Genomic DNA, 23,039 nt, shown 5'->3' with positions numbered 1-23,039 from the left:
TTCACCTCGAAGCCGGGAGGGAATTACAGGCCAACCCGAAAAACGAAATGGGGCCAAACCTGTTCAGCGTGAGCCTGACGCTCAATGATGAGATCCTCCACGGCCTCGGTCGCACCGATGCACGAGGATACGTCCGCATCGTCATAGGCGACATATCCGCCGGCCGTCATCCTCGGCCAGACGGCATCCTGCGCGTACTTCACGGATGAGTAGATGTCGGCATCGATATGGGCCAGACCGAACTTCACGCCGATATCGATAGTCGGAAAGGTGTCCTGAAATAGCCCCTTGAGGGGGACGAGATTGGTCAGTTTCAAACGGTCTATTTCGCGCTTGAGAGCGGGCAGGTGCGCTTCCGAAAAATCATTTGTGTTGTGAGCATCAATTGATTTGTCAGTCGTTGGCATGCCCTCATAGGTGTCGAGGGCGAACACCTTTGCGTCCGGGCATATTTCGCGCATCACAAGTGCCATGAAGATGGCGTTGCCGCCTTTGAACGAACCGAATTCGATGACGTTCCGGTGTTGCAGGCGGGGAAGAAACTGGGTGAGCAGCAAATGAAGGTTGTAGCGTTTTCGCTGATCGACGATGGAGCCGATTGTCGACGTGGACATGCACTTCTGGAAAAGGCGATCTGACTCAACAGCCTGTGCCAATTCACCGAATTGCAGTCCCCAACCCCGCTTGTAGCCGTCGCATGGGACACGGCCCTTCCGTATTCCGGCGTTGATGCCGAGTGACGGAATGTTGGCGAACACATCTGCAAGGCTCATGTAAAAACACTTCCTGTTTGCTTGAAGCATTCATTTTAGCCGGGCGCACCCGCTGTGCACAGAGCGGGCTTATTGAGTCAGGTCTTTCAATAGAGCGAAGAGCAAAGCGACTGGCACAAGAGGCGTAAGCCCGCGCCTGCGGCGATAGGATCAATCTGAAATTCAGGGAGTGGACCGCGTATGTAAGCCATCGCCGAAGCGTTGGCTCCCCGGGCTGGATTCGAACCAGCGACCATTCGATTAACAGTCGAATGCTCTACCGCTGAGCTACCGAGGAATGCTGCCATGCAGTCGGGGGCCGATATAACAAAGGCTCCAGCTTCTGCAAGCTAAAAGTCGTGCAGACTTAATGTCTTGCACGACCAAATCGCCCCAACGCCATCATCGGGAACGATTTTATCCCGTAAACGCGCAGGAAAGACCTGAAAGAACGCTTGGAGGCCACGACCAGAATTGAACTGGTGTACACGGTTTTGCAGACCGTTGCGTAACCACTCCGCCACGTGGCCCCAAGGGCTGCGACTGTTACAGCCAATCACGCGGCGGGGCAACCATCGGATTTGTCGTGTGTTCAGGCGTTTTTCGCGGCTTTTTCGATTCGGTCCGCTGCATCGATCAAGGCCTGGCCGAAATCGCGCACATCGGCGGCATTGGTGATGATGAGTTGCAGCGAACCGCTCGGGCTTGTCTGCTGGTCGCCCGGAAACATGAAGGGCAGGCGGAGCGCCAGCGCCCGATTCTCCACTACCATCGTCTCGTACCCGGCCAGCGGGAACACCACGATGTTGCCTTTCTCGTCCTTGGTCCAAGCCTCGTTCATCGCCTTTTCCTTGTTCCGCCGCCCAATCGGGCCGGGCGCGGTTGTTGAGGATTTTGGCCGATTTCGCAAGCTTCACGGTGTTGCGGAGGACGCTTGCGTTTCCTTTTTGCTTGCCTCAAAGATGCGTCAAAGTAGCTACAATGCGGCCTTGACCAAGGCCGCCGTCATTTTCCGAGGACGCCGATGCCCGATGCCCTGACCACCCGTTTCAATATGGTCGATTCGCAGGTGCGCACTGCCGACGTGACGGATCTGCGCCTGATTGATGCCATGCGGGCGACCCCACGAGAGGCCTTCCTGCCGGAAAGCCAGAAGGCGCTGGCCTATCTCGACCGCGACATCGCCCTCGACGGCGAGGACGGTGTCTATCTCATCAAGCCGGTGGTGCTGGCGCGGCTCCTGCAGGCCGCTGAAATCGGGCTGACGGACCGGGTGCTCGTGACCGGAGGGGCCGCGGGTTATGCCGCCGCGATCGCAGGCCATCTCGCAGCCGAGGTGGTTGCGGTCTGCGCCAACGACAAAGTGGCTGCCGCCAGCCGGACGGCACTTTCGGATTGCGGCCTGTCCAACGTCACCGTGACGGCGGGCGAGGCGGGGAAAGGAAACTCCGCGGCGGGTCCTTACGACGTCATCGTTCTCGACGGTGCAACCGAAGTGGTTCCTCAGACACTCTATGAACAACTCAAGTCCGGCGGCCGTCTGGTCGGCGTGTTCGCGCATTCGGTGCCGTCGCGCGCGACCATCGTGACGCGCTCGGCGGCCGATTTCGGCGCCCGGACCCTGTTCGATGCGGCCGCGCCGGTTCTGCGCGGCCTTAAGCGATTACCAGCCTTCACATTCTGAACGGATGGCATGTTTGACGGGGGTTAGTCTTTCGGGGTGTGGCCGAGAAGCCCCATCCGGCGAGCTAAATGTTAGTAAACACTCACAAGTCCTTACGCAGCGCTCGCGAGACGAATATGTTTCAGATTGAGCTGGAGTCGGCGTGAGTCGGTACTCCGGTTTTCTTGCGTGAATCCAATTACGTAAGATGATATTGGAAGGATCGTAATGCCGTTTTCAGGGAAAGCCTGGCGCCTGGCGCTAGCCGCAAGCACGGCCCCTATGTTGTTTTTGGCCACCACACCGGTGATGGCAGAGACTATCGAATCCGCACTTGTGCGGGCCTATCAGGACAATCCGCAGCTCAACGCCCAGCGCGCCTCCGTCCGGTCTACCGACGAAAACGTGCCGCAGGCGCTTTCAGGTTATCGTCCACAGGTCGCGGTGACCGCGAGTGGCGGATCGCAGTACACCGATACGGTCCTCAAGACGCCGGATGGCCTTGGCGGCGTGATCCGTCAGCAGCAGCATGGCATCAACGGCCCGTGGAGCGCCGGCGCGACGATCACGCAAACCCTCTATAACGGTGGGCGGACTGCGAACCGGACCCGCGCAGCAGAGAGTCAGGTTTCAGCCGCGCGCGAAGGATTGCGGGTGCTCGAGCAGAGCGTGCTGCTCGCCGCCTCTACGATCTACATGGACTACCTCCGCGATTCCGCGATCGTCGAGGTCCAGCGCAGCAACGTCAACGTGCTTGAGCAGACCTTGAAGCAAACCCAGGATCGCTTCAATGTTGGCGAAGTGACACGCACCGATGTGGCGCAATCGCAGGCCCAACTCGCTGCTGGCCGTACGCAACTGCTGGCCGCCGAATCGACCCTCACCACCACGCGCGCGAACTACCGCCGCATCATCGGCAGTGATCCGCAGAATCCGCAGCCGGGCTCGCCGGTTGACCGCTATCTGCCGAAGTCTCTGGCGCAGGCCGTCGATACCGGTCTCGTGGAGAATCCGAACGTCACCGCCGCGATGTACGGCATCGACGTGAGCTACCTTCAGGTCAAGGTAAACGAGGGCGCGCTGTTTCCCACGGTAACGTTGCAGGGCAACATACAGCAGGCCAACGAGCAGACCCTGTCGACGTACAAGGCGTTCAGTGCCTCGGCGACCGCGAACATCTCGATCCCTATCTATCAGGGTGGCGCGGAATACGCCTTGATCCGCCAGTCGAAGGAATCGCTGGCGCAGCAGCGTCTGAATCTCGATCAGGTACGCGACCAGACCCGTGCGACCGTTGCGCAGGGCTGGGGCCAGTTGATCGCAACCAAGTCACAGGTCGCATCCGCGCAGGCTCAGGTGACGGCCTCCGAGATCGCGCTGAACGGCGTGCGGGAAGAAGCCCGCGTCGGCCAGCGCACCACACTCGACGTGTTGAACGCGCAGCAGGCGCTTGTGAATGCACGCATTGCGCTCGTCACCGCGCAGCATGACCGGGTCGTCGCGTCGTACACCGTGCTCAACGCGGTAGGACGGTTGTCGCCGGTGACGCTGAAGCTCAAGACGTCGGTTTATGATCCGTCGGTCCATTATCATCAGGTCCGCGATAGTTGGTTCGGCGTCCGCACGCCTGACGGCCGCTGACGTCACACTCCGCTGTGGAAGTGCCGGGAGGGATCTCGGCCCTTTGCTTGCAATCATTTGCAGCCCTGACGTACCTTTTCGGGGAGCTGCGTGACGATTCGCGGCAGTGGAGTGCGGCTTTGCGGGGACTGGAAAGCCGATGACGTGGAGTTGGAAATGAACCAACCGGCAAAGGCGCAAGAGCCCTCAATGGAGGAGATTCTTGCGTCGATCAGGCGCATCATTTCCGATGACGACGCCAAGCCGGCCGCTGCGGCTCCGGCAGAGACTGCTCCGGCCCCCGCGACGCCCAAGCCCGCAGCAGCCAAGCCTGCGGCACCGCCGCCTGCACCTCCTGCGCCTGCACCGGCTCCTGCGAAGAACAGCCAGGAAGACATCGACGCGATGCTCGCGAGTTTCGATGCGCCGGCACCCGTCGCTGCTGCTCCCGCAGTGCTTCCTGTCGAGGAGGAGGCCGAGGACGAGGATGTCTTCGAGTTGACCGAACAGATGGCGATGCCTGCTGCTGCGGCCGATGGCTTCCAGAAGGTCGAGCCGCACGACGATCTCGAAATCACCGAAACCCCTCCGCCGGCGCCCAAGATCGAGGAACCGCCGGTTCTGAGCGGGACGACCGCGAAAGCGGTGGAGTCGGCATTCAACTCGCTCGCCACCACGGTTCTCACCAACAACGCGCGCACGCTGGAAGATCTCGTCAAGGAGATGCTGCGGCCGATGCTGAAGGCCTGGCTCGACGACAATCTGCCGACCCTCGTCGAGCGCATCGTCAAGGCAGAAATCGAACGCGTGGCGCGCGGCCGCTGATTTCGCGCCAAAACCTCGATCATTCCGGGACTTGACGCACACAGGCAGGCCGCTAAAGCCTCATCTGCGCTATAATCGCATTTCACCCTTCTTCCGACAGGCGGACGCGTCCGCGACCCCGTGATTGCATTGTGATGATCGAGAAAAATTACCAGCCCGCAGAGATCGAACCGCGCATCCGCGCCGCATGGGACGCCGCGGGAGCCTTCAAGGCCGGTCGCCCCGAGCGGCGTGAGGCAGAGCCTTTCACGATCGTCATTCCACCGCCAAACGTCACCGGCTCGCTACACATGGGCCACGCGCTCAACAACACGCTGCAGGACATCCTGTGCCGCTTCGAGCGCATGCGCGGACGCGACGTATTATGGCAGCCGGGCACCGATCATGCCGGCATCGCCACGCAGATGGTGGTCGAACGCCAGCTCGCCGAGCGCAAGGAGCCGTCGCGCCGCGACATGGGGCGCGAGAAGTTTCTCGAACGCGTCTGGGAATGGAAAGCGGAATCCGGCGGGATCATCGTCAACCAATTGAAGCGGCTTGGCGCGTCCTGCGACTGGTCGCGCGAACGCTTCACGATGGACGAGGGACTATCGCGCGCGGTCGCGAAGGTGTTCGTCGCGTTGCATCGCGACGGGCTGATCTACAGGGACAAGCGCCTCGTCAACTGGGACCCGAAACTTCTCACCGCCATCTCGGACATCGAAGTTCAACAGGTCGAGGTCAAGGGCAACCTTTGGCACCTGCGCTACCCTTATGAAGGCAAGACCTTCAACCCCGAAGATTCCTCGACTTTCATCGTGGTCGCGACAACGCGCCCGGAGACGATGCTCGGCGACAGTGCGGTGGCGGTGAATCCGGCTGATGACCGCTATCGCAGCGTCGTCGGCAAGAATGTCGTTCTGCCGCTGGTCGGTCGCAAGATTCCGATTGTTGCTGACGATTACTCCGATCCCGAGAAGGGCTCGGGCGCGGTGAAGATCACGCCTGCGCATGACTTCAACGACTTCGAAGTCGGCAAGCGGCACAAGCTGCCGCAGATCAACATCCTCGATATCGAAGGCCGTCTCGCGCTCGCGGACAATGACGACTACCGCAAGAACATCGCCCAGAACGGCCTCGACCTGATTGCCGAGATGCACGGCATGGAACGCTTTGCCGCACGCCGCGAGATCGTCGCGCGCCTTGAACAGCATGGCTATCTCGAGAAGATCGAGCCTCACACCCACATGGTGCCGCACGGCGACCGCTCCAATGTCGTGATCGAGCCGTACCTGACCGACCAGTGGTACGTCGACGCCAAGACGATGGCGGCGCCCGCCATCGCTGCGGTGCGCGGCGGCGCGACGACGTTCGTGCCGAAGAACTGGGAAAAGACTTACTTCGAGTGGATGGAGAACATTCAACCTTGGTGCATCTCGCGCCAGCTCTGGTGGGGACATCAGATTCCGGCGTGGTACGGCCCCGACGGCAAGGTGTTCGTTGCAGAGACGGAAGAAGAGGCCGTCGGCAAGGCGCTCGGTTATTACGCCGAAGAGGGCGTGATTACTGCGGAGCAGGCGGAGGAGATGGCGAGCGATCCCGCCAGGCGCGAGGAGTTCATCACCCGCGACGAGGACGTGCTCGATACATGGTTCTCTTCGGCGCTGTGGCCGTTCTCGACGCTCGGCTGGCCGGACGACGAAAAAGACGTGAAACGTTATTATCCGACCAGCGTACTCGTCACCGGCTTCGACATCATCTTCTTCTGGGTTGCCCGCATGATGATGATGGGGCTGCACTTCATGAAGGATGTGCCGTTCCCGACCGTCTACATGCACGCGCTCGTCCGCGACGAGAAGGGCGCCAAGATGTCGAAGTCGAAAGGCAACGTCATCGATCCGCTGCACATCATGGATGATTACGGCGCGGACGCATTGCGCTTCACGCTGGCGGCGCTGGCGGCGCAGGGCCGCGACATCAAGCTCTCGACTCAGCGCGTGGAAGGGTATCGCAACTTCGCAACCAAGCTGTGGAACGCATCGCGCTTCGCGGAAATGAACGGCTGCGCGCTGCCTAAGGGCTTCGATGCCACCCAATGCAAGGAGACGCTCAATCGCTGGATCGCGCATGAGACCTCTCGCGCAACCCATGAAGTGACCGAGGCGATCCGCGCCTATCGTTTCAATGACGCGGCAGGCGCGATCTATCGCTTCGTCTGGAACGTATATTGCGACTGGTACCTCGAACTCGCAAAGCCGGTATTGATCGGGCCGGACAGCGAGGCGAAGCGTGAGACGCAGGCTGCGGTCGCATGGGCACGCGACGAAATCCTCAAACTGCTGCATCCGTTCATGCCCTACATCACCGAGGAATTGTGGGCGGTGACGGCCAAGCGCAACAACGTGCTCGCGCTTGCGGACTGGCCGATCCATCCCGACGATGAGATCGCACTGGAAGCCTCAATGCAGGCCGCGATGGCCGGAGATCCGCTTGCTGTTCCGGTGATCACATCATCCGCGACCAAGGCTGAAACGTTCTCCGACCCGAAAGCCGAGGCGGAAATCGGCTGGCTGATCGATCTTGTCACCACGATCCGCTCGGTTCGTGCGGAAATGAATATTGCGCCTGCGACCCTGTTCCCGCTGATCCTGGTCGGCGCGTCGAAGGAGCTACAGGCCCGTGCCGCGCGCTGGAGCGACGTCATCAAGCGGATGGCGCGCGTGGCCGAGATGTCGTTCGACGCGAGCGCGCCGCAGGGCTCACTGCAGTTGCTCGTGCGTGGCGAGACGGCCGCGATTCCGCTCAGGGGCGTGATCGATCTCGGCGCGGAGAAGACACGCCTCGAGAAGGAGCTGGCCAAGGCCGAAGCCGACATCGCCCGCGTCGACGCCAAGCTTGGCAACGAGAAGTTCGTAGCTAACGCGCCGGAAGAGGTGATCGACGAGCAGCGCGAGAAGCGTGAGGAGGCTGACGGCCGTCGCACCAAGATTCTCGACGCGCTGGAGCGGCTGAAGGCGGCAGGCTAGGGCGGGTTTTACCTAGTCCTTCGGGAACGGCTTGCTCAGGAAGCGCGAACCTTTCGCGCCGTAACGCCACGGCAGTTCTGCCGCCTTGGTGATGCCGATGCGAACGCCTGAGGCAATCTCCGGCACCTCGGTGCGAGCGTGGATGGCGATCGGCGAGGTATCGAGCGCACAGCCGTTGTACTTGATGCTGACCGCGAGTGCCTCGCAGACCTTGCCCGGTCCCGAGCAGAGCGCGCGCTCATCATGTAATCCGCGCCGCCGCCGCATCACGGCCAAGCCGCGGATGGGCTCGACCGCCCGGATTAGTACCGCCGCCGCCGAGCCTTCCGCCTCGCAGACAAAATTCATGCACCAGTGGATGCCGTATGAACGGTAGACATAGAGATAGCCCGGCGGGCCAAACATCACCATGTTGCGCGGCGTCGGCCCACGATACGAGTGTGCCGCGGGTTCTGTGTGATGATAGGCCTCGACCTCGATGATGGGTCCGCCGACGCCGTCCACCAGCAGTGTCGCGCCGATCAGCTCCGGCGCAATTTCATGAACGCTGCGGGCAAAGAAACTGCGCTTTAATTGCTTGCCGAGCGCTGGACGGCGGTCAGTTGTGGACATCGGACCAGCGAAGCTGTGAATCGGCGGGCATGCGCGGCGTATGGAAATATGCTAGGTAAGGACGTTACATCGTCGGTGCGGGTTGCCGCAATCGGCATGTGATCCTACCTTCAGGAAGGCGCGTAAAGCGCCGCAAAACAGCGCAGACGGGTCTTTGATGGTCACCTTGATCGATACGATTTCGGAGCGGCAGGTCAGGCCGCGCCACCCGGAAAAGGCTCATCGCCCCGACTCGGTTTCCCCGCCCAAGCCCGACTGGATCCGCGTCCGTGCGCCGACCTCGCGTGGCTATGCCAATACACGCAACATCGTGAAGGAAAACGGTCTCGTCACCGTCTGCGAGGAGGCGGGCTGTCCGAACATCGGTGAGTGCTGGGACAAGAAGCACGCCACCTTCATGATCATGGGAGACACCTGTACGCGCGCCTGCTCATTCTGCAACGTCCGCACTGGCATGCCGAACGCGCTCGATGCCGGCGAGCCTGCGCATGTCGCACTCGCGGTGAAGAAGCTCGGCCTCGCGCATGTCGTCATCACCTCTGTCGATCGTGACGATCTCGCTGACGGCGGAGCCGAGCATTTCGCGCAAACCATCCGTGCGATCCGCGAAAGCTGCCCGACCACAACTATCGAAATCCTGACACCGGATTTCCTCCGCAAGGATGGCGCGCTCGAAGTCGTCGTGGCCGCCAAGCCCGACGTGTTCAACCACAACCTCGAAACCGTGCCCTCGCGCTACCAGACGGTGCGGCCCGGCGCGCGTTACTTCCACTCGGTGCGACTGTTGCAGCGCGTGAAGGAAATCGACCCGACCATCTTCACCAAATCCGGCATCATGGTCGGGCTTGGTGAAGAGCGCCACGAAGTGCTGCAGGTAATGGATGACCTGCGTTCGGCCGATGTCGACTTCCTTACCATCGGACAATATCTGCAGCCGACGCTGAAGCATCACGCGGTGATGCGTTACGTCACGCCGGATGAGTTCAAGGGTTACGAGCAGGTCGCCTTCACCAAGGGCTTCCTCATGGCATCGGCAAGTCCGCTGACACGCTCCTCGCACCATGCTGGTGAGGATTTCGCCAGGCTGAAAGCCGCGCGCGAAGCGAAGACGTCATCCGCGAGCTGATGCCACAATTCGCCAACAAGCGCCGCGTCCGACATAGCGCATCGCAAATGTTCGATCTTGTCGCGGATGTCGAGCGCTATCCGCAATTCGTGCCGCTCTGCCACTCGCTGAAAGTGCGCCAGCAGACGACGAATCCGGATGGGACCGAGACCATCATCGCGGACATGGGCGTAGCGTTTCAGCTCGTGCGTGAAAACTTCACCAGCCGTGTGACACTCGACCGGCCGAATTTAAAAATCACGGTCGAATACCTGAAAGGACCGTTCTCGAAGCTGCAGAACCGCTGGAGTTTTGAGCCGAAGGGCGACGTTGCCTGCGATGTGAATTTCTTCATCGCCTATGAATTTAAGAGTCGGATGCTCGCGGTGTTGATGGGCGCGATGTTCGACGCCGCTTTCCAGAAGTTCGCGTCGGCGTTCGAGAAGCGCGCGGACGCAGTCTATGGGCTGCCGCGCGCGAACGCTTGACCGGCGGTTTCGGCCCGCGTGCCATTTCAATCAACATCTTCAAAGCTTCGATGACTGACTGATGCCGGACGCTGCTGCGCCCGATCGCGCCGAAGCGTTGCTCGTGATGGGCGATGCGGCCGTCTCGTGCGGCGACGGCGAAATGCACGAGACCGACCGGCTTGCCCGGTGTCGCGCCACCCGGTCCGGCGATGCCGGTGATAGCGACCGCGAGATCGACATCGGCATGTTCGAGTGCGCCGAACGCCATAGCGATGGCGACTTCCTTGCTCACCGCGCCGAAGGTCTCGAGCTTCGCCGTCTCAACGCCGAGCATCGCGTGCTTGGCTTCATTGGAGTAGGTGACGAAGCCACGATCGACGACATCGGACGAGCCGGGCACTTCGGTCAGCGCGGCGGCGACAAGACCGCCAGTACAGGACTCGGCGGTTGCGATCTTGAATTTACGCATCCGGCAGAGATCGAGGAGGGAGCGGGACAACGCCCGTGTGGCGCTGTCGCTCATGTCAGTTGCTCCCGACCATATTCGATTCATCCGCCCAAGGCAGGCGGATGGTGGCGGCTGCCGTTGCGGCAATGCCTTCCTGACGGCCGGTGAAACCAAGCCGCTCACTGGTCGTCGCCTTCACCGCGACGCGCGATACCGGCAGGCCAGTGATCTCGGCAATCTTCGCGCGCATGGTCTCGCGCAACGGGCCGACCTTCGGCGCCTCGCAGATCAGCGTGACTTCGAGATGTGCAATACGCCCACCGCGCTGCTTCACAAGATCGACCGCATAGATCAGGAACTGGTCGGAGGCGGCACCCTTCCATTTCGGATCGCTCGGCGGGAAGTGCGAGCCGATATCGCCGTCCGCAAGCGCACCGAGAATGGCGTCGACAAGCGCGTGCAGCCCGACGTCGCCATCGGAATGGGCGAGGAATCCGCGATTAAACGGCACCTTCACGCCGCACAGCCAGAGGTGGTCACCATCGCCGAAGGCATGCACGTCGTAACCGGTACCGGTGCGGACATCGCCGAGCGCCGCGGCGAGGCGGATTTCCTCGCGGGAGAAGTCTTCAGGTGTCGTCAGTTTCATGTTGGCAGCATCGCCTTGAAAGGTTGCGACCGTCAATCCTGCCCATTCGGCAAGCGCGGAATCGTCAGTGAAATCGTCTCGACCCTCGGCAGCGGCGCGGCGGTGCGCTTCGAGGATCGTCTTGAACGCGAAAGCCTGCGGCGTCTGCGCGATGCGCAATGCTGCACGGCTCGGCGTGTCTTCCACGAGGCCGGTGTCGCCGACGCGCTTCACGGTATCGTTGACGGGGACCACGGGAATGGCCGCACCGGTTGCAAGCGCTGCGTCGATCGCACGGGAGATCACATCCCGCGTCACGAAAGCCCGTGCGGCGTCATGGATCAGGACGATGTCGGGTGCGTCCTGCGCCAGTGCCTCAAGCCCCGCGCGCACCGATTGTTGCCGCGTCGCACCGCCGGCGACCGCCGGTCGATAGGTCAGGCCCTGCACGGCTTCCGCGAACAGCGCCGCGTCATCCGCATGACGCACTGGTTGGACAGCAGAAATGCCGGGATGGCTGCAGAACGGGCTCATGGCGCGAGCCAGCACGCTCTGGCCACCCAGAGTCCGGTATTGCTTGGGTCCGCCGGCTCCGGCGCGAAGGCCGCGTCCGCCGGCAACGATAATGGCGGCTGCTCGTTTGGAAGATGGCATTGAACTCACAACAGAAATGAGGATTGGGGCGCTCCTTAGCACAGGCTGGCCCGGATTCGGAGGGTTCTGTTCCCTTTCTGAACCTATGTCCTTTCAATCGTTTGCAGAAAATGCTGCGCCGCACTTGTGTTTTGAATGGTTTTGTCTAATCTCTAGGCAACAAGGTGATTTGCTTATTTAATATGCGCTCGACCATCGATCCCTTTGCCAATAGAGAGACCACGGTGCCCGTCCATCCGGCCCCCATCGCAGAAGGCCTTCGAATTGGCGGTATCGACATCGCCAATCGGGTGCTGTTGGCGCCGATGTCCGGCATTACCGATGCGCCGCTGCGCCGTGTCGCAGCCCGGCTCGGCGCGGGTCTTGTTGTCTCGGAGATGACGGCGAGTGACGATCTCGCGCGCGGACGGGCGATGTCGGTCCTGCGCTGCGAGGCGACCGGGATCGGACCGCACGTCGTGCAGCTTGCAGGCTGCGAGGCGAAATGGATGGCGGAAGGCGCGCGCATCGCGGAGAGCGGCGGCGCTGACATTATCGACATCAACATGGGTTGCCCGGCGCGGCACGTCACCGGCGGACAGTCCGGCTCAGCGCTGATGCGCGACCTCGATCATGCGATGACGCTGATTGATGCGACCATCGCAGCGGTGAAGATTCCCGTGACGCTGAAGATGCGGCTCGGCTGGGATCATGCCTCGCTCAACGCGCCAGAACTGGCGCGACGTGCTGAGGCTGCCGGCATACAAATGGTGACGGTGCATGGCCGCACACGCTGCCAGTTCTACAAGGGCGAGGCGGACTGGAACGCGGTCCGGGCCGTGCGTGAGGCTCTTACCATTCCGCTCGTCGTCAACGGCGATATCACCAGTTATGGCGACGCCGTGGCGGCGCTCGATGCATCGGGCGCAGATGCGGTGATGATCGGCCGCGGCGCGCAGGGGCGGCCCTGGCTACCGGGACAGATCGCGCGGCGGCTCGCAGGCGGTGCGGCGGAATCCGATCCGGCGCTCGACGTGCAACTCGGTTATCTGCGCACGCTCTACGACGATATTCTTTCGCATTACGGCGCGCGCATCGGGCTGCGTCATGCTCGCAAGCATCTCGGTTGGGGTCTTGAGGTTGCGGAGAAGGGCGCTGACGCAGGCACTGAAGCCCTGAAGGAATGGCGCGGGAAGATCCTCACCAGCGAGCGGCCGGACGAGGTTCATGCCTTGCTCAATGCGGCTTTCGATGCATTCGCAGGGAGTGCGGCTGCATGAGTGTCGCACCGGATACGCGAGCGGCCAATGGTATCAGCGAAGCAATGCTGAACGCGCTGCCCAATCCGGTAATGCTGATCGCGCCTGACGGACGGGTGGCCGATGCCAACATGGCGGCGGAAGCCTTCTTCGAGACATCGATCCAGCATCTCAAGCGACTGTCGTTGAAAGACTTCATCCCCTTCGGCAGTCCGTTACTCGGACTGATCGAGCAGGTCCGCCGCGATGGTAACGCCGTCAACGAATACAAGGTCGACCTCTCGACGCCGCGCATCGGCTCCGACCGTCAGGTCGACATTCACGTCGCGCCGCTGCCGGAGAGGCCGGGACACATCGTAGTGATGCTGCAGGGGCGCACCATCGCCGACAAGATGGACCGTCAACTGACCCATCGCAGTGCCGCGCGTTCGGTGACGGCGCTCGCGGCGATGCTCGCGCACGAGATCAAGAATCCGCTCTCGGGCATCCGTGGCGCGGCGCAACTTCTGGAGCAGGCTGCAACACCCGAGGATCGTTCGTTGACGCGGCTGATCTGCGATGAGGCCGACCGCATCGTGACGCTTGTCGACCGCATGGAAGTGTTCGGCGACGAACGCCCGGTCGCGCGCGGGCCAGTTAACATCCATTCGGTGCTTGATCATGTGAAGCGGCTCGCGCAGTCCGGCTTCGCCCGCCACATCCGCTTCATCGAGGACTACGATCCCTCGCTGCCGCCGGTGCTCGCCAATCAGGACCAGCTCATTCAGGTCTTTCTCAATCTGGTGAAGAATGCTGCCGAAGCGGTCGCCGATATCGACGAGCCGGAAATCGCGCTCACCACCGCCTTCCGCCCGGGTGTGCGCCTGTCGATCCCCGGCAAGGCGACGCGGGTGTCGCTGCCTCTGGAGTTCTGCGTCCGGGACAACGGCCATGGCGTACCGGACGATCTGCTGCCCAACCTGTTTGATCCGTTCGTAACGACCAAGCCCACCGGCAGCGGGCTTGGCCTCGCGCTGGTCGCGAAAATCATCGGCGATCACGGCGGCATCATCGAATGCGAATCTCAGCCGCGAAAGACGATCTTCCGCGTGCTGCTGCCAATGTTCAATCCAACCCAGCCCCACAGCGACGGGGAAGCCGCGGGAACGGCCTCCAGACGCGACAGCGCCACATGAGGAAGATCCATGCCAGCAGGTAGCATTCTAGTCGCCGACGACGATACCGCGATCCGCACCGTGCTCAATCAGGCGCTGATCCGCGCCGGATACGAAGTACGATTAACCAGCAACGCCGCCACGCTGTGGCGTTGGGTCAATCAGGGCGAGGGTGACCTCGTCATCACCGACGTGGTGATGCCAGACGAAAACGCCTTCGATCTGCTGCCACGGATCAAAAAACTGCGCCCGAACCTGCCAGTCATCGTCATGAGTGCGCAGAACACGTTCATGACTGCGATCCGCGCCTCCGAGCGGGGCGCTTACGAATATCTGCCGAAGCCGTTCGACCTGAAGGAATTGATCGCGATCGTCGGCCGCGCTCTGGCCGAGCCGAAGGAGCGTCCGGCCGGCGCTGCGGACGAGGGTGAGTTCGATTCCATTCCTCTGGTCGGTCGCTCGGCCGCGATGCAGGAAATCTACCGCGTCCTGGCGCGGCTGATGCAGACCGATCTCACCGTGATGATCACCGGCGAATCCGGCACCGGCAAGGAACTGGTCGCGCGCGCGCTGCATGATTACGGCAAGCGGCGGAACGGGCCATTCGTTGCCATCAACATGGCGGCGATCCCGCGCGACCTGATCGAATCCGAACTGTTCGGCCATGAGCGCGGCGCCTTCACCGGCGCCAACACACGCGCGACCGGCCGCTTCGAACAGGCGGAAGGTGGCACGTTGTTCCTCGACGAGATCGGCGACATGCCGATGGAGGCACAGACGCGACTGCTGCGCGTGCTGCAGCAGGGCGAGTACACCACCGTCGGCGGCCGTACCGCGATCAAGACCGACGTGCGGATCGTGGCAGCATCCAACAAGGACCTGCGCATCCTGATCCAGCAGGGCTTGTTCCGTGAAGATTTGTTCTTCCGTCTCAATGTCGTGCCACTCAGACTTCCACCTTTGCGTGAACGCATTGAGGACCTTCCCGATCTGGTACGGCACTTTTTTGCGCTGGCGGAGAAGGACGGCCTGCCGCTGAAGAAACTCGATACGCAGGCGATGGAGCGGATGAAACAGCACCGCTGGCCCGGCAACGTACGCGAGCTTGAAAATCTCGCGCGCCGTCTGGCCGCGCTTTACCCGCAGGACGTCATGACCGCCTCGGTTATCGAGGGCGAGCTTGCGCCGGCCGCAGCCGCCGGGGCCGTGAACGGAGGCGGGCCGCAGAAGGTCGAAAATCTCGGCTCCGCCGTCGAGAGCTATCTGGCGGCGCACTTCGCGGGCTTTCCAAATGCGCTTCCGCCGCCCGGTCTCTACCATCGGATTCTGCGCGAGATGGAGGTTCCGCTCCTCACTGCCGCCCTTGTGGCAACCCGTGGCAACCAGATCAGGGCTGCAGACCTGCTGGGGTTGAACCGGAACACCTTGCGCAAGAAAATCCGCGACCTCGATATCCAAGTTTACCGCACAGGCTAGGTGTGTTCGCGGCTGGGGCGTTTTGCCGTGGGATAGGGCAAAATCGCTTCTAGGCACGCCTAGGAATTGTCGCAATTCGGCAACATTGTGATATGAATGCATCACTGATGCGGTAATGCCGCATCCGTTCTCTCACCCTTGCACCCTCGGGCATGACCGCTTCGGAGACTTCGGCCTCGATCGAACCTCGCATTGCCGAGCCGCAAGGCCGTCGGCTGCGCCGGCTGTTCATGCCGGTTGCGGTCGCGCTGGCGCTGATCTCGGCGTTTCTGACCTTCGTGGTTCTGACCGGCCTGACGCCGATCGTGCCGACCCACCAGGTGGTGATCGGTTTCCTGCTGATCAACGCAGCCTCCATTCTCCTGCTGCTGCTGATCATCGGGCGCGAAATCTGGCTGGTAATCCAGGCCAGGCGGCGAGGCCGGGCAGCCGCGCGATTGCACGTCCAGATCGTCGCGTTGTTTTCGGTGATCGCGGTGCTGCCCGCCGTGCTGGTGTCGATTGTCGCCAACGTCACACTCGATCGCGGACTGGATCGCCTATTCTCGGGCCCCACCAAGGCGGTGATCGAGAATTCGCTGACCATCGCCAACGCCTACCTTTACGAACACGCCCAGTTGATCCGGGGCGACGTGCTCGGCATGGCCAACGACCTCGCCAATGCACGGCCACTGTGGGACCAGGATCGCCAGAGCTTCCGCGATGTGCTGACTCAAAATGCCAAGGCGCGCGACCTGCCGGGCGCGATGATCATCGACAAGGACAGCAATGTCCTCGAGACCGCCGCCAATGGCATCACCCAGAGCTTCACGACGCCCGCGCCGGATTTTCTCAAGAACGTCACCGAGGACGACCCGCAGATCGGCGTCTTCATCCAGCAGAACTATGTCGCGGCGGTGATCCGGCTGCGTGCGTTTCAGGATACGTTCCTGTATGTGGCGCGGCTGCTCGATCCGCGCGTCGTCGCACAGTTGCGGCAGACGCAAGCGAGCGTCGCCGAATACAGTCAGCTAGAATCGCGCAGGCTCGGCATCCAGGTCGCCTTCGCACTGATGTTTACAGTGATCGCGTTGACGGTGCTGATGTCGGCGGTGCTGATCGGTTTGAATTTCTCCAATCGTCTGGTGGCGCCGATCCGGCGATTGATGAGCGCGGCCAATCTGGTTTCCACCGGAGATCTTCACGTTCAGGTGCCGGTCATCAAATCCGAGGGCGACCTCGCAAGCCTCGGCGAGACATTCAACAAGATGACGCAGGAGTTGCGCACCCAGCGCGATGAGCTTGTGAGCGCCAGCAACATGATCGACAGCCGCCGCCGTTTCATCGAGGCTGTTCTGCTGTCGGCGAGCGCGGGCATCATCGGCATCGATAACAACGGCATCATCGGCATTCTCAATCGCTCCGCGGAAAAGCTGATCGGGCTGGTGGAAACCGAGGCGCTGAACCATCCGCTCTCGGAAGTCGTCCCCGAACTCGACGAACTGATGGCCAACGCTAAGAGCGGTTCGCACCGCCTGCTGCAGGGCGAGATCGAAATCAACCGCGCCGGTATCGCGCGCAATCTTTCCGTCCGCATCACGGCCGAGCAGTCGGGGCAGGCACAGGAAGGCTACATCATCACGCTCGACGACATCACCGAACTGGTGTCCGCGCAGCGCACATCAGCATGGGCCGATGTGGCGCGTCGTATCGCCCACGAAATTAAAAACCCGCTGACGCCGATCCAGTTGTCGGCCGAGCGTATCCGCCGCAAGTTCGGCAAGACCATCGTTGAGGACCGCGCGATATTCGACCAGTGCACCGACACCATCGTGCGACAGGTCGACGATATCCGCCGCATGGTGGACGAGTTCTCCAGGTTCGCGCGGATGCCGAAACCCGTGATCGAAGGCGAGGATGTTGCGGACACCGTGCGGCAGGCAGTGTTCCTGATGCGCGTCGGCCATCCGGACATCGATATCGAAGCCGACATCAAGCAGGATCCGATGCGGGCCAATTTCGACCGCCGGCTGATCTCGCAGGCGCTCACCAACATCATCAAGAACGCCACGGAGGCGATCGGCGCAGTGCCGCCGGACGAACTCGGCAAGGGGCGGATCGATGTGACGGCTGCGCAGGAGGACGACGACATCATCATCGACGTCGTCGACAACGGCGTCGGCCTGCCCAAAGAGAGCCGCGCGCGTCTGCTCGAGCCTTACGTCACCACCCGCGAGAAGGGCACCGGTCTCGGCCTCGCCATCGTTGGGCGCGTGCTCGAGGATCACGGCGGCAAGATCGAACTCAACGACGCCTCGAACATCAGGCCGGGGCAGAGAGGGGCGTGGGTGAGACTACGCTTCGCCGTCTCAGGCCGCCCGAAAGACGCCGACCTGAAGACCGGCGATACGCCACAGAAGACGGAAACAGCGGAAGCAACCCATGGCGAATGACATTCTGATCGTTGACGACGAAGCAGATATCCGCGACCTCGTCGCCGGCATTCTCGACGATGAGGGATACAAAACCCGCACGGCGCGCGACAGCGATACGGCGCTTGCGGAAATCGCGTCGCGCCGTCCCAACCTGATCTTCCTCGACATCTGGATGCAGGGCAGCAAGCTCGATGGGCTGCAACTGCTCGAACAGATCAAGAAGGATCATGCCGATGTTCCGATCGTCATGATCTCCGGCCACGGCAACATCGAAACCGCCGTCGCCGCGATCAAACGCGGCGCGTATGACTTTATCGAAAAGCCCTTCAAGGCCGACCGTCTGGTGCTGGTTGCGACGCGCGCGCTGGAGAATTCACGGCTGAAGCGTGAGGTTCGCGAACTGAAACAGCTGGCGCCGTCCTCCGGTTCGCTGGTCGGCAAGTCGCCCTGCATGAATCAGTTGAGGCAGACCATCGACCGCGCTGGCAAAGCCAACAGCCGCATCATGATCGTCGGCCCGTCGGGCGCAGGCAAGGAATTGGTCGCGCGCACGCTGCACAATCTGTCGAGCCGCGCAGCGGGGCCGTTCGTCGTCATCAACGCAGCTGCGATCACGCCGGAGCGGATGGAGGTCGAACTGTTCGGCGTCGAGCTTGCCGACGGCGAGACCGGGCGCAAGGCGGGCGCACTTGAGGAAGCGCACGGTGGTACGCTGTTCATCGACGAGATCGCCGACATGCCGCGCGAGACGCAGAATAAGATCCTGCGCGTGCTGGTCGATCAGACCTTCCAGCGCGCGGGTGGCACGACCAAGGTCAATGTTGACGTCCGCATCATTTCGTCCACGTCGCGCAATCTCGAAGCTGAGATCTCGGAGGGACGCTTCCGTGAGGACCTGTATCACCGCCTTTCAGTGGTACCCATCCGGGTGCCGCCGCTCTCTGAGCGCCGTGAGGACATCCCCGAACTCGTGGACTACTTCATGGACCAGATTTCGAGCACCACCGGCTTGCCGAAGCGCAAGATTGGCGAGGACGCGATGGCGGTGCTGCAATCCCACGTCTGGCCGGGCAACGTCCGTCAGCTACGCAACAACATCGAACGCGTGATGATCTTGGCGGGTGGCGAGCCGGAGGCAACGATTACTGCCGATATGCTGCCGCAGGACGTCGGCTCGATGATCCCGGCGATGCCGACCGGCGTGAACGGCGAGCACATCATGGGCCTGCCGCTACGCGAGGCCCGCGAGGTATTCGAGCGAGATTATCTGATCGCTCAGATCAGCCGCTTCTCCGGCAACATTTCGCGGACTGCGGAGTTTGTCGGCATGGAGCGCTCTGCGCTTCACCGCAAGCTCAAGGCGCTGGGAGTCGGCTGACCGATGGCGCGCATTGCTTACGTCAACGGCCGCTACCTCGACCTGCGCGACGCGGCCGTCAATATCGAGGACCGCGGTTATCAGTTCTCCGATGGAGTCTACGAGGTCTGCGAAATCCGAAACGGATCGCTGGTCGATTGGCCTCGCCACATGGCGCGGCTGAAGCGTTCGCTCAGCGAAATCCGGATCGCGACGCCGATGGGCGAGGGCGCGCTTGCAGCCGTCCTGCATGAAGTCGTCAGGCGCAACCGCGTTCACTACGGGCTGATCTATCTTCAGATCACGCGCGGCGTTGCGCATCGCGACCACGCCTTTCCGTCACCGGCGGTGAAACCAAGCCTGACCGTCACCGCAAAAAGCCTCAACTTCGCAAAGAACCAGGCGATGGCAGCGAAGGGCATCGCTGTCGTCACCGTGCCGGAAAACCGCTGGCCACGCGTCGATATCAAATCGGTGTCGCTGCTGCCGAACGTGCTCGCCAAGCAGGAGGCCAAGGAGCGGGGTGCTTACGAGGCGTGGTTCGTCGACCGCGACGGCATGGTCACCGAGGGCTCATCCAGCAATGCCTGGATCGTCACCAAATCTGGCACCGTGGTCACGCGCTCGGCTGAGAGCGGCATTCTGCCGGGCATCACCCGTGCGGTGCTGATGGAGGTGCTGGCGGCCCTTCAGATCCGGCTTGAGGAGCGGCCTTTCACGCCCGAAGAGGCCCATGACGCCGCCGAGGCGTTCGTGACCGCCTCCACCCAGATCGTGATGCCGGTGGTCAAAATCGATGGAAAGCCGGTCGGGACGGGCGCTCCTGGGCCGATTACCCTCAAACTGCGGGACCATTTCCATGGTTTTTCGACCTTTTCTTGAGATTTTTGGCCGATTTAATCCGTTGTGCTTAGGATGTGGCCTTGCCTAACCTTTGGGCCTGCCGTTTAATTGCGACGCAACACCCGGAGGGGGATCTCAGGGGGTGGCATCCGTCAGCAAGAATGCAGGCGGAGATAACAAGAAACAGCTACGACTGCGGAAAAAATAACAATGGCAGCCGATCGCGCACAGAATCTGCAAGACACTTTTCTCAATCACGTTCGCAAATCGAAGACCCCGCTGACGATCTTCCTCGTCAACGGTGTCAAACTGCAGGGCATTGTCACTTGGTTCGACAATTTCTGCCTGCTGCTGCGGCGCGACGGTCATTCGCAGCTTGTCTACAAGCACGCGATCTCGACCATTATGCCGGGCGCACCGATCTCGCTGTTCGAGGGCGGCGAGGACGCACCAGCTTGAGGGTTTTGATTGGACCCGCATAGTTTCGGCGGGGCAGCCGACCGGCCGGGGGGGCAACCGGCACAGGGACGAACGGCGGGCCGGGTGCTCGTTGTCGGCCCGTATCGGCGTTTGCGCCGAGGCAGTGCCGATATCGCATCCCAGACAGACGCCGTGCGCGATCCCGAAGCCCGCCTCGACGAGGCGGCCGGTCTTGCGCGGGCAATCGATCTTGTCGTCGTCGAGGCGCTGATCGCGCCACTGTCCGAGATTCGTCCAGCGACCTATCTCGGCACGGGCAAGGTCGAGGAAATCCTAGGTCTCATCAAGTCACACGAGGTCGAGCTCGTGGTGATGGATTGCGCGTTGTCACCGATCCAGCAGCGCAATCTCGAGAAGGAGTGGAACGTCAAGGTGCTCGACCGCACCGGGCTGATTCTCGAAATCTTCGGCCGCCGCGCCAAGACTCGCGAAGGCACGCTGCAGGTCGAACTCGCGCATCTGATCTATCAGCGCAGCCGTCTGGTACGCTCATGGACGCATCTTGAGCGTCAGCGCGGTGGCTTTGGCTTCATGGGCGGCCCGGGTGAAACCCAAATCGAAGCCGACCGCCGCATGATCGGCGAGCGCATCACCCGCATCGAGAACGATCTCAAGAAAGTGCAGGCAACGCGGCGGTTGCATCGCGCCGGACGCCAACGCGTGCCGTATCGCGTCGTCGCTCTCGTCGGCTACACCAATGCCGGCAAATCGACGCTGTTCAACCGCCTCACGCGTGCGGAGGTGCAGGCGGCCGACATGCTGTTCGCTACGCTGGATCCGACCCTGCGCGCGCTCAAGCTGCCGCACGGCGGCAAGGCAATGATCTCCGATACCGTCGGATTCATCTCGGATCTTCCGACGATGCTGGTGGCAGCGTTCCGCGCCACGTTGGAAGAGGTGATCGAGGCAGACGTCATCCTGCACGTCCGCGATATCTCTCACGAGGATGCGGAAGCACAGGAGCGCGATGTCGATCAGGTGCTGCGGCAATTGAGCATCGATACCGATGCCGGCCATCGCCTCATCGAGGTCTGGAACAAGATCGACCGCTTTTCGCCGGAGGAGCGCGAAAACCTTGCCCGCATCGCTGCGCGGCGACCGCCAGAGCGTCCGTGCTTTCTGGTGTCGGCGGAAACCGGCGAGGGCATCGACGCGCTGCTTGCGGCGATCGAGGAACGGCTCGCCGCCACGCGGATCACGCTTGACCTTCGCATCGATGCGACTGATGGCGCGGGCATCAGCTGGATTCACCGCAATGCCGAAGTGCTCGACAAGCATCTCGACGGCGACCGTTTCGACATGGTGATCCGCGTCGACGAGACCAAGCGCGATATTGCCATTGCGCGGTTTGGCGCAGTGCCGCGCGATCAGGACGACTGAGACTTATCCAGCATCGCTACTCTCGTGCGCTTTGGCTTCGCACCAGAGCGCTTCCATCTCATCGAGTGTGGCCTGATCGAGCGCCTGGCCACGCTTCGTCAATGTCTGTTCGATATAGGCAAAGCGCCGCTCGAATTTCGCGCTAGTGGCACGTAGCGCCATGTCCGGATCGACTTTGGCATGACGCGCAAGGTTGACGACGGCGAACAGCAAATCGCCGGCTTCCGCAGCGATTTCCTTCACGTCGCCGCCATCGAGGGCCGCTTCGATCTCGTCAGCTTCCTCCCGGATCTTGGCGAGCACCGCGCGCGGATCGTTCCAGTCGAATCCAACGGTTGATGCCTTCTCCTGAAGTGCAAGCGCATGGGCTAGCACAGGCTGTCCGGATTTCACCGAGGCAAGCAGCGAGGCGGGCGCTTCACCACGATGCGCGGCGCGTTCTGCCTTTTCCTCAGCCTTGATGCGGCTCCAGCTATCTTTCACTTCGGCCGGAGACATCCGTCCGGCCTTCTCGCCGAATACATGCGGATGCCGGCGGATCATCTTTGCGACAATGGCAGCAACCACGTCCCCGAAAGCAAAAGCACCTTGCTCTTCTGCCATGCGCGCATGAAAAACGACCTGCAGCAGTAGATCGCCCAATTCCTCCCTCAGATCACCTAGATCGCGTCGCGTGATTGCATCTGCCACCTCGTAGGCTTCCTCGATGGTGTAGGGCACGATCGTCTCGAACGTCTGCTCCAGATCCCACGGACAGCCGCTGCCGGGCGTTCGCAGAGCGGCCATGATCTGGAGAAGGGCGGAGATGTCGGTCGGATTCGACGGCGGTTTCATGCAGCACCAGGATTGTGGGATACTCTTCTATGCCGTATCGGCCCGCATTCGCCCAGCCTCAAATCCGCTTAAGCCGGATAT

19 protein-coding genes, 2 tRNA genes and 1 pseudogene are annotated in these 23,039 nt (G+C 61.9%); 14 read left to right on the top strand and 8 right to left on the bottom strand.

The genetic code is table 11. The annotated features are described in order from the left end of the window. Nucleotides 1-23: 23 nt before the first annotated feature. The 4 genes from HMPREF9697_RS04220 to HMPREF9697_RS04205 form a co-directional block, all read right to left on the bottom strand. A complete protein-coding gene (locus tag HMPREF9697_RS04220) occupies nucleotides 24-656 on the bottom strand; it encodes a TylF/MycF/NovP-related O-methyltransferase (protein WP_157223242.1) in 633 nt (210 codons plus the stop codon). Between the two features lie 319 nt (nucleotides 657-975). After that, a tRNA-Asn gene (locus HMPREF9697_RS04215) sits at nucleotides 976-1,050 on the bottom strand. A gap of 158 nt (nucleotides 1,051-1,208) precedes the next feature. Then, nucleotides 1,209-1,282: transfer RNA gene (locus HMPREF9697_RS04210), tRNA-Cys, on the bottom strand. 62 nt (nucleotides 1,283-1,344) lie between these two features. Beyond that, nucleotides 1,345-1,593: a hypothetical protein gene (locus tag HMPREF9697_RS04205; RefSeq protein WP_002715914.1), complete on the bottom strand. Its 249-nt coding sequence runs from the start codon at nucleotides 1,591-1,593 to the stop codon at nucleotides 1,345-1,347. A 183-nt stretch (nucleotides 1,594-1,776) separates the two neighbouring features. On the opposite strand from HMPREF9697_RS04205, the gene HMPREF9697_RS04200 reads away from it, so the two are divergent. The 4 genes from HMPREF9697_RS04200 (at nucleotide 1,777) to HMPREF9697_RS04185 (ending at nucleotide 7,865) form a co-directional block, all read left to right on the top strand. Next, nucleotides 1,777-2,436 (top strand): protein-L-isoaspartate O-methyltransferase family protein, encoded by a 660-nt coding sequence (locus HMPREF9697_RS04200; RefSeq protein ID WP_002715913.1) that lies wholly within the window; start codon nucleotides 1,777-1,779, stop codon nucleotides 2,434-2,436. Nucleotides 2,437-2,643: 207 nt separating this feature from the next. Then, nucleotides 2,644-4,056 carry a TolC family outer membrane protein gene (locus tag HMPREF9697_RS04195; protein ID WP_002715912.1) on the top strand — a complete coding sequence of 471 codons (1,413 nt, stop codon included), beginning with the start codon at nucleotides 2,644-2,646 and terminating at the stop codon, nucleotides 4,054-4,056. Between the two features lie 156 nt (nucleotides 4,057-4,212). Beyond that, complete coding sequence (locus HMPREF9697_RS04190) at nucleotides 4,213-4,860, top strand: PopZ family protein (protein ID WP_002715911.1); 648 nt, start codon at nucleotides 4,213-4,215, stop codon at nucleotides 4,858-4,860. 134 nt (nucleotides 4,861-4,994) lie between these two features. After that, nucleotides 4,995-7,865, top strand: a complete 2,871-nt coding sequence (locus HMPREF9697_RS04185; RefSeq protein WP_002715910.1) for a valine--tRNA ligase — start codon at nucleotides 4,995-4,997, stop codon at nucleotides 7,863-7,865. Between the two features lie 12 nt (nucleotides 7,866-7,877). On the opposite strand, the gene HMPREF9697_RS04180 is transcribed toward HMPREF9697_RS04185, so the two are convergent. Continuing rightward, on the bottom strand, nucleotides 7,878-8,477 hold the full coding sequence (locus HMPREF9697_RS04180; RefSeq protein WP_002715909.1) for a DNA-3-methyladenine glycosylase: 600 nt from the start codon (nucleotides 8,475-8,477) through the stop codon (nucleotides 7,878-7,880). Nucleotides 8,478-8,634: 157 nt separating this feature from the next. Here HMPREF9697_RS04180 and lipA point away from each other — a divergent pair, with 157 nt between their 5' ends. Both lipA and HMPREF9697_RS04170 read left to right on the top strand, forming a co-directional pair. Further along, nucleotides 8,635-9,603, top strand: coding sequence for a lipoyl synthase (gene lipA / locus HMPREF9697_RS04175; protein WP_002715908.1), 969 nt, complete (start codon nucleotides 8,635-8,637; stop codon nucleotides 9,601-9,603). Beyond that, nucleotides 9,603-10,070, top strand: a complete 468-nt coding sequence (locus HMPREF9697_RS04170; RefSeq protein ID WP_002715907.1) for a type II toxin-antitoxin system RatA family toxin — start codon at nucleotides 9,603-9,605, stop codon at nucleotides 10,068-10,070. Before lipA ends, HMPREF9697_RS04170 begins: the two co-directional genes overlap by 1 nt. Before the next feature lie 34 nt (nucleotides 10,071-10,104). Here HMPREF9697_RS04170 and HMPREF9697_RS20290 read toward each other — a convergent pair. Beyond that, nucleotides 10,105-10,575 (bottom strand): annotated as a pseudogene (locus tag HMPREF9697_RS20290) (CinA family protein); the annotation flags it as partial. 1 nt (nucleotide 10,576) lies between these two features. Next, a complete protein-coding gene (locus tag HMPREF9697_RS04165; protein WP_002715905.1) occupies nucleotides 10,577-11,782 on the bottom strand; it encodes a bifunctional 2-C-methyl-D-erythritol 4-phosphate cytidylyltransferase/2-C-methyl-D-erythritol 2,4-cyclodiphosphate synthase in 1,206 nt (401 codons plus the stop codon). Nucleotides 11,783-12,006: 224 nt separating this feature from the next. Here HMPREF9697_RS04165 and dusB point away from each other — a divergent pair, with 224 nt between their 5' ends. The 8 genes from dusB to hflX all read left to right on the top strand — a co-directional run bounded on the left by dusB (nucleotide 12,007) and on the right by hflX (nucleotide 22,124). Next, complete coding sequence (gene dusB / locus HMPREF9697_RS04160; RefSeq protein WP_040308114.1) at nucleotides 12,007-13,041, top strand: tRNA dihydrouridine synthase DusB; 1,035 nt, start codon at nucleotides 12,007-12,009, stop codon at nucleotides 13,039-13,041. Continuing rightward, a complete protein-coding gene (locus HMPREF9697_RS04155; RefSeq protein ID WP_002715903.1) occupies nucleotides 13,038-14,195 on the top strand; it encodes a two-component system sensor histidine kinase NtrB in 1,158 nt (385 codons plus the stop codon). Before dusB ends, HMPREF9697_RS04155 begins: the two co-directional genes overlap by 4 nt. Before the next feature lie 9 nt (nucleotides 14,196-14,204). Continuing rightward, nucleotides 14,205-15,650, top strand: a complete 1,446-nt coding sequence (ntrC, locus tag HMPREF9697_RS04150) for a nitrogen regulation protein NR(I) (RefSeq protein WP_002715902.1) — start codon at nucleotides 14,205-14,207, stop codon at nucleotides 15,648-15,650. A gap of 152 nt (nucleotides 15,651-15,802) precedes the next feature. After that, nucleotides 15,803-18,082, top strand: coding sequence for a sensor histidine kinase NtrY-like (locus HMPREF9697_RS04145; RefSeq protein WP_002715901.1), 2,280 nt, complete (start codon nucleotides 15,803-15,805; stop codon nucleotides 18,080-18,082). Then, a complete protein-coding gene (gene ntrX / locus HMPREF9697_RS04140) occupies nucleotides 18,072-19,442 on the top strand; it encodes a nitrogen assimilation response regulator NtrX (protein WP_002715900.1) in 1,371 nt (456 codons plus the stop codon). The genes HMPREF9697_RS04145 and ntrX overlap by 11 nt, the downstream gene beginning before the upstream one ends. A 3-nt stretch (nucleotides 19,443-19,445) precedes the next feature. Next, a complete protein-coding gene (locus tag HMPREF9697_RS04135; protein ID WP_002715899.1) occupies nucleotides 19,446-20,303 on the top strand; it encodes a D-amino-acid transaminase in 858 nt (285 codons plus the stop codon). Nucleotides 20,304-20,474: 171 nt separating this feature from the next. Next, nucleotides 20,475-20,723, top strand: coding sequence for an RNA chaperone Hfq (hfq, locus tag HMPREF9697_RS04130; protein WP_002715898.1), 249 nt, complete (start codon nucleotides 20,475-20,477; stop codon nucleotides 20,721-20,723). A gap of 9 nt (nucleotides 20,724-20,732) precedes the next feature. Beyond that, nucleotides 20,733-22,124, top strand: a complete 1,392-nt coding sequence (gene hflX, locus HMPREF9697_RS04125) for a GTPase HflX (protein ID WP_002715897.1) — start codon at nucleotides 20,733-20,735, stop codon at nucleotides 22,122-22,124. A gap of 3 nt (nucleotides 22,125-22,127) precedes the next feature. Here hflX and mazG read toward each other — a convergent pair whose 3' ends face one another. Next, a complete protein-coding gene (mazG, locus tag HMPREF9697_RS04120; RefSeq protein ID WP_002715896.1) occupies nucleotides 22,128-22,958 on the bottom strand; it encodes a nucleoside triphosphate pyrophosphohydrolase in 831 nt (276 codons plus the stop codon). Nucleotides 22,959-23,039 lie beyond the last annotated feature (81 nt).

Source organism: Afipia felis ATCC 53690 (assembly GCF_000314735.2).
Classification (GTDB): Bacteria; Pseudomonadota; Alphaproteobacteria; order Rhizobiales; family Xanthobacteraceae; genus Afipia; species Afipia felis.
Note: the sequence above shows the minus strand (reverse complement) of the source record. Positions and strands in the feature narration are given on the sequence as shown.

What these genes read in the sequence shown, in the direction of transcription:
- HMPREF9697_RS04205 (WP_002715914.1), bottom strand. Translation starts at nt 1,593, where the DNA reads ATGAACGAGGCTTGGACCAAGGACGAGAAAGGCAACATCGTGGTGTTC.
- HMPREF9697_RS04200 (WP_002715913.1), top strand. Translation starts at nt 1,777, where the DNA reads ATGCCCGATGCCCTGACCACCCGTTTCAATATGGTCGATTCGCAGGTG.
- HMPREF9697_RS04195 (WP_002715912.1), top strand. Translation starts at nt 2,644, where the DNA reads ATGCCGTTTTCAGGGAAAGCCTGGCGCCTGGCGCTAGCCGCAAGCACG.
- HMPREF9697_RS04190 (WP_002715911.1), top strand. Translation starts at nt 4,213, where the DNA reads ATGAACCAACCGGCAAAGGCGCAAGAGCCCTCAATGGAGGAGATTCTT.
- HMPREF9697_RS04185 (WP_002715910.1), top strand. Translation starts at nt 4,995, where the DNA reads ATGATCGAGAAAAATTACCAGCCCGCAGAGATCGAACCGCGCATCCGC.
- HMPREF9697_RS04180 (WP_002715909.1), bottom strand. Translation starts at nt 8,477, where the DNA reads ATGTCCACAACTGACCGCCGTCCAGCGCTCGGCAAGCAATTAAAGCGC.
- lipA (WP_002715908.1), top strand. Translation starts at nt 8,635, where the DNA reads ATGGTCACCTTGATCGATACGATTTCGGAGCGGCAGGTCAGGCCGCGC.
- HMPREF9697_RS04170 (WP_002715907.1), top strand. Translation starts at nt 9,603, where the DNA reads ATGCCACAATTCGCCAACAAGCGCCGCGTCCGACATAGCGCATCGCAA.
- HMPREF9697_RS04165 (WP_002715905.1), bottom strand. Translation starts at nt 11,782, where the DNA reads ATGCCATCTTCCAAACGAGCAGCCGCCATTATCGTTGCCGGCGGACGC.
- HMPREF9697_RS04155 (WP_002715903.1), top strand. Translation starts at nt 13,038, where the DNA reads ATGAGTGTCGCACCGGATACGCGAGCGGCCAATGGTATCAGCGAAGCA.
- ntrC (WP_002715902.1), top strand. Translation starts at nt 14,205, where the DNA reads ATGCCAGCAGGTAGCATTCTAGTCGCCGACGACGATACCGCGATCCGC.
- HMPREF9697_RS04145 (WP_002715901.1), top strand. Translation starts at nt 15,803, where the DNA reads ATGACCGCTTCGGAGACTTCGGCCTCGATCGAACCTCGCATTGCCGAG.
- ntrX (WP_002715900.1), top strand. Translation starts at nt 18,072, where the DNA reads ATGGCGAATGACATTCTGATCGTTGACGACGAAGCAGATATCCGCGAC.
- HMPREF9697_RS04135 (WP_002715899.1), top strand. Translation starts at nt 19,446, where the DNA reads ATGGCGCGCATTGCTTACGTCAACGGCCGCTACCTCGACCTGCGCGAC.
- hfq (WP_002715898.1), top strand. Translation starts at nt 20,475, where the DNA reads ATGGCAGCCGATCGCGCACAGAATCTGCAAGACACTTTTCTCAATCAC.
- mazG (WP_002715896.1), bottom strand. Translation starts at nt 22,958, where the DNA reads ATGAAACCGCCGTCGAATCCGACCGACATCTCCGCCCTTCTCCAGATC.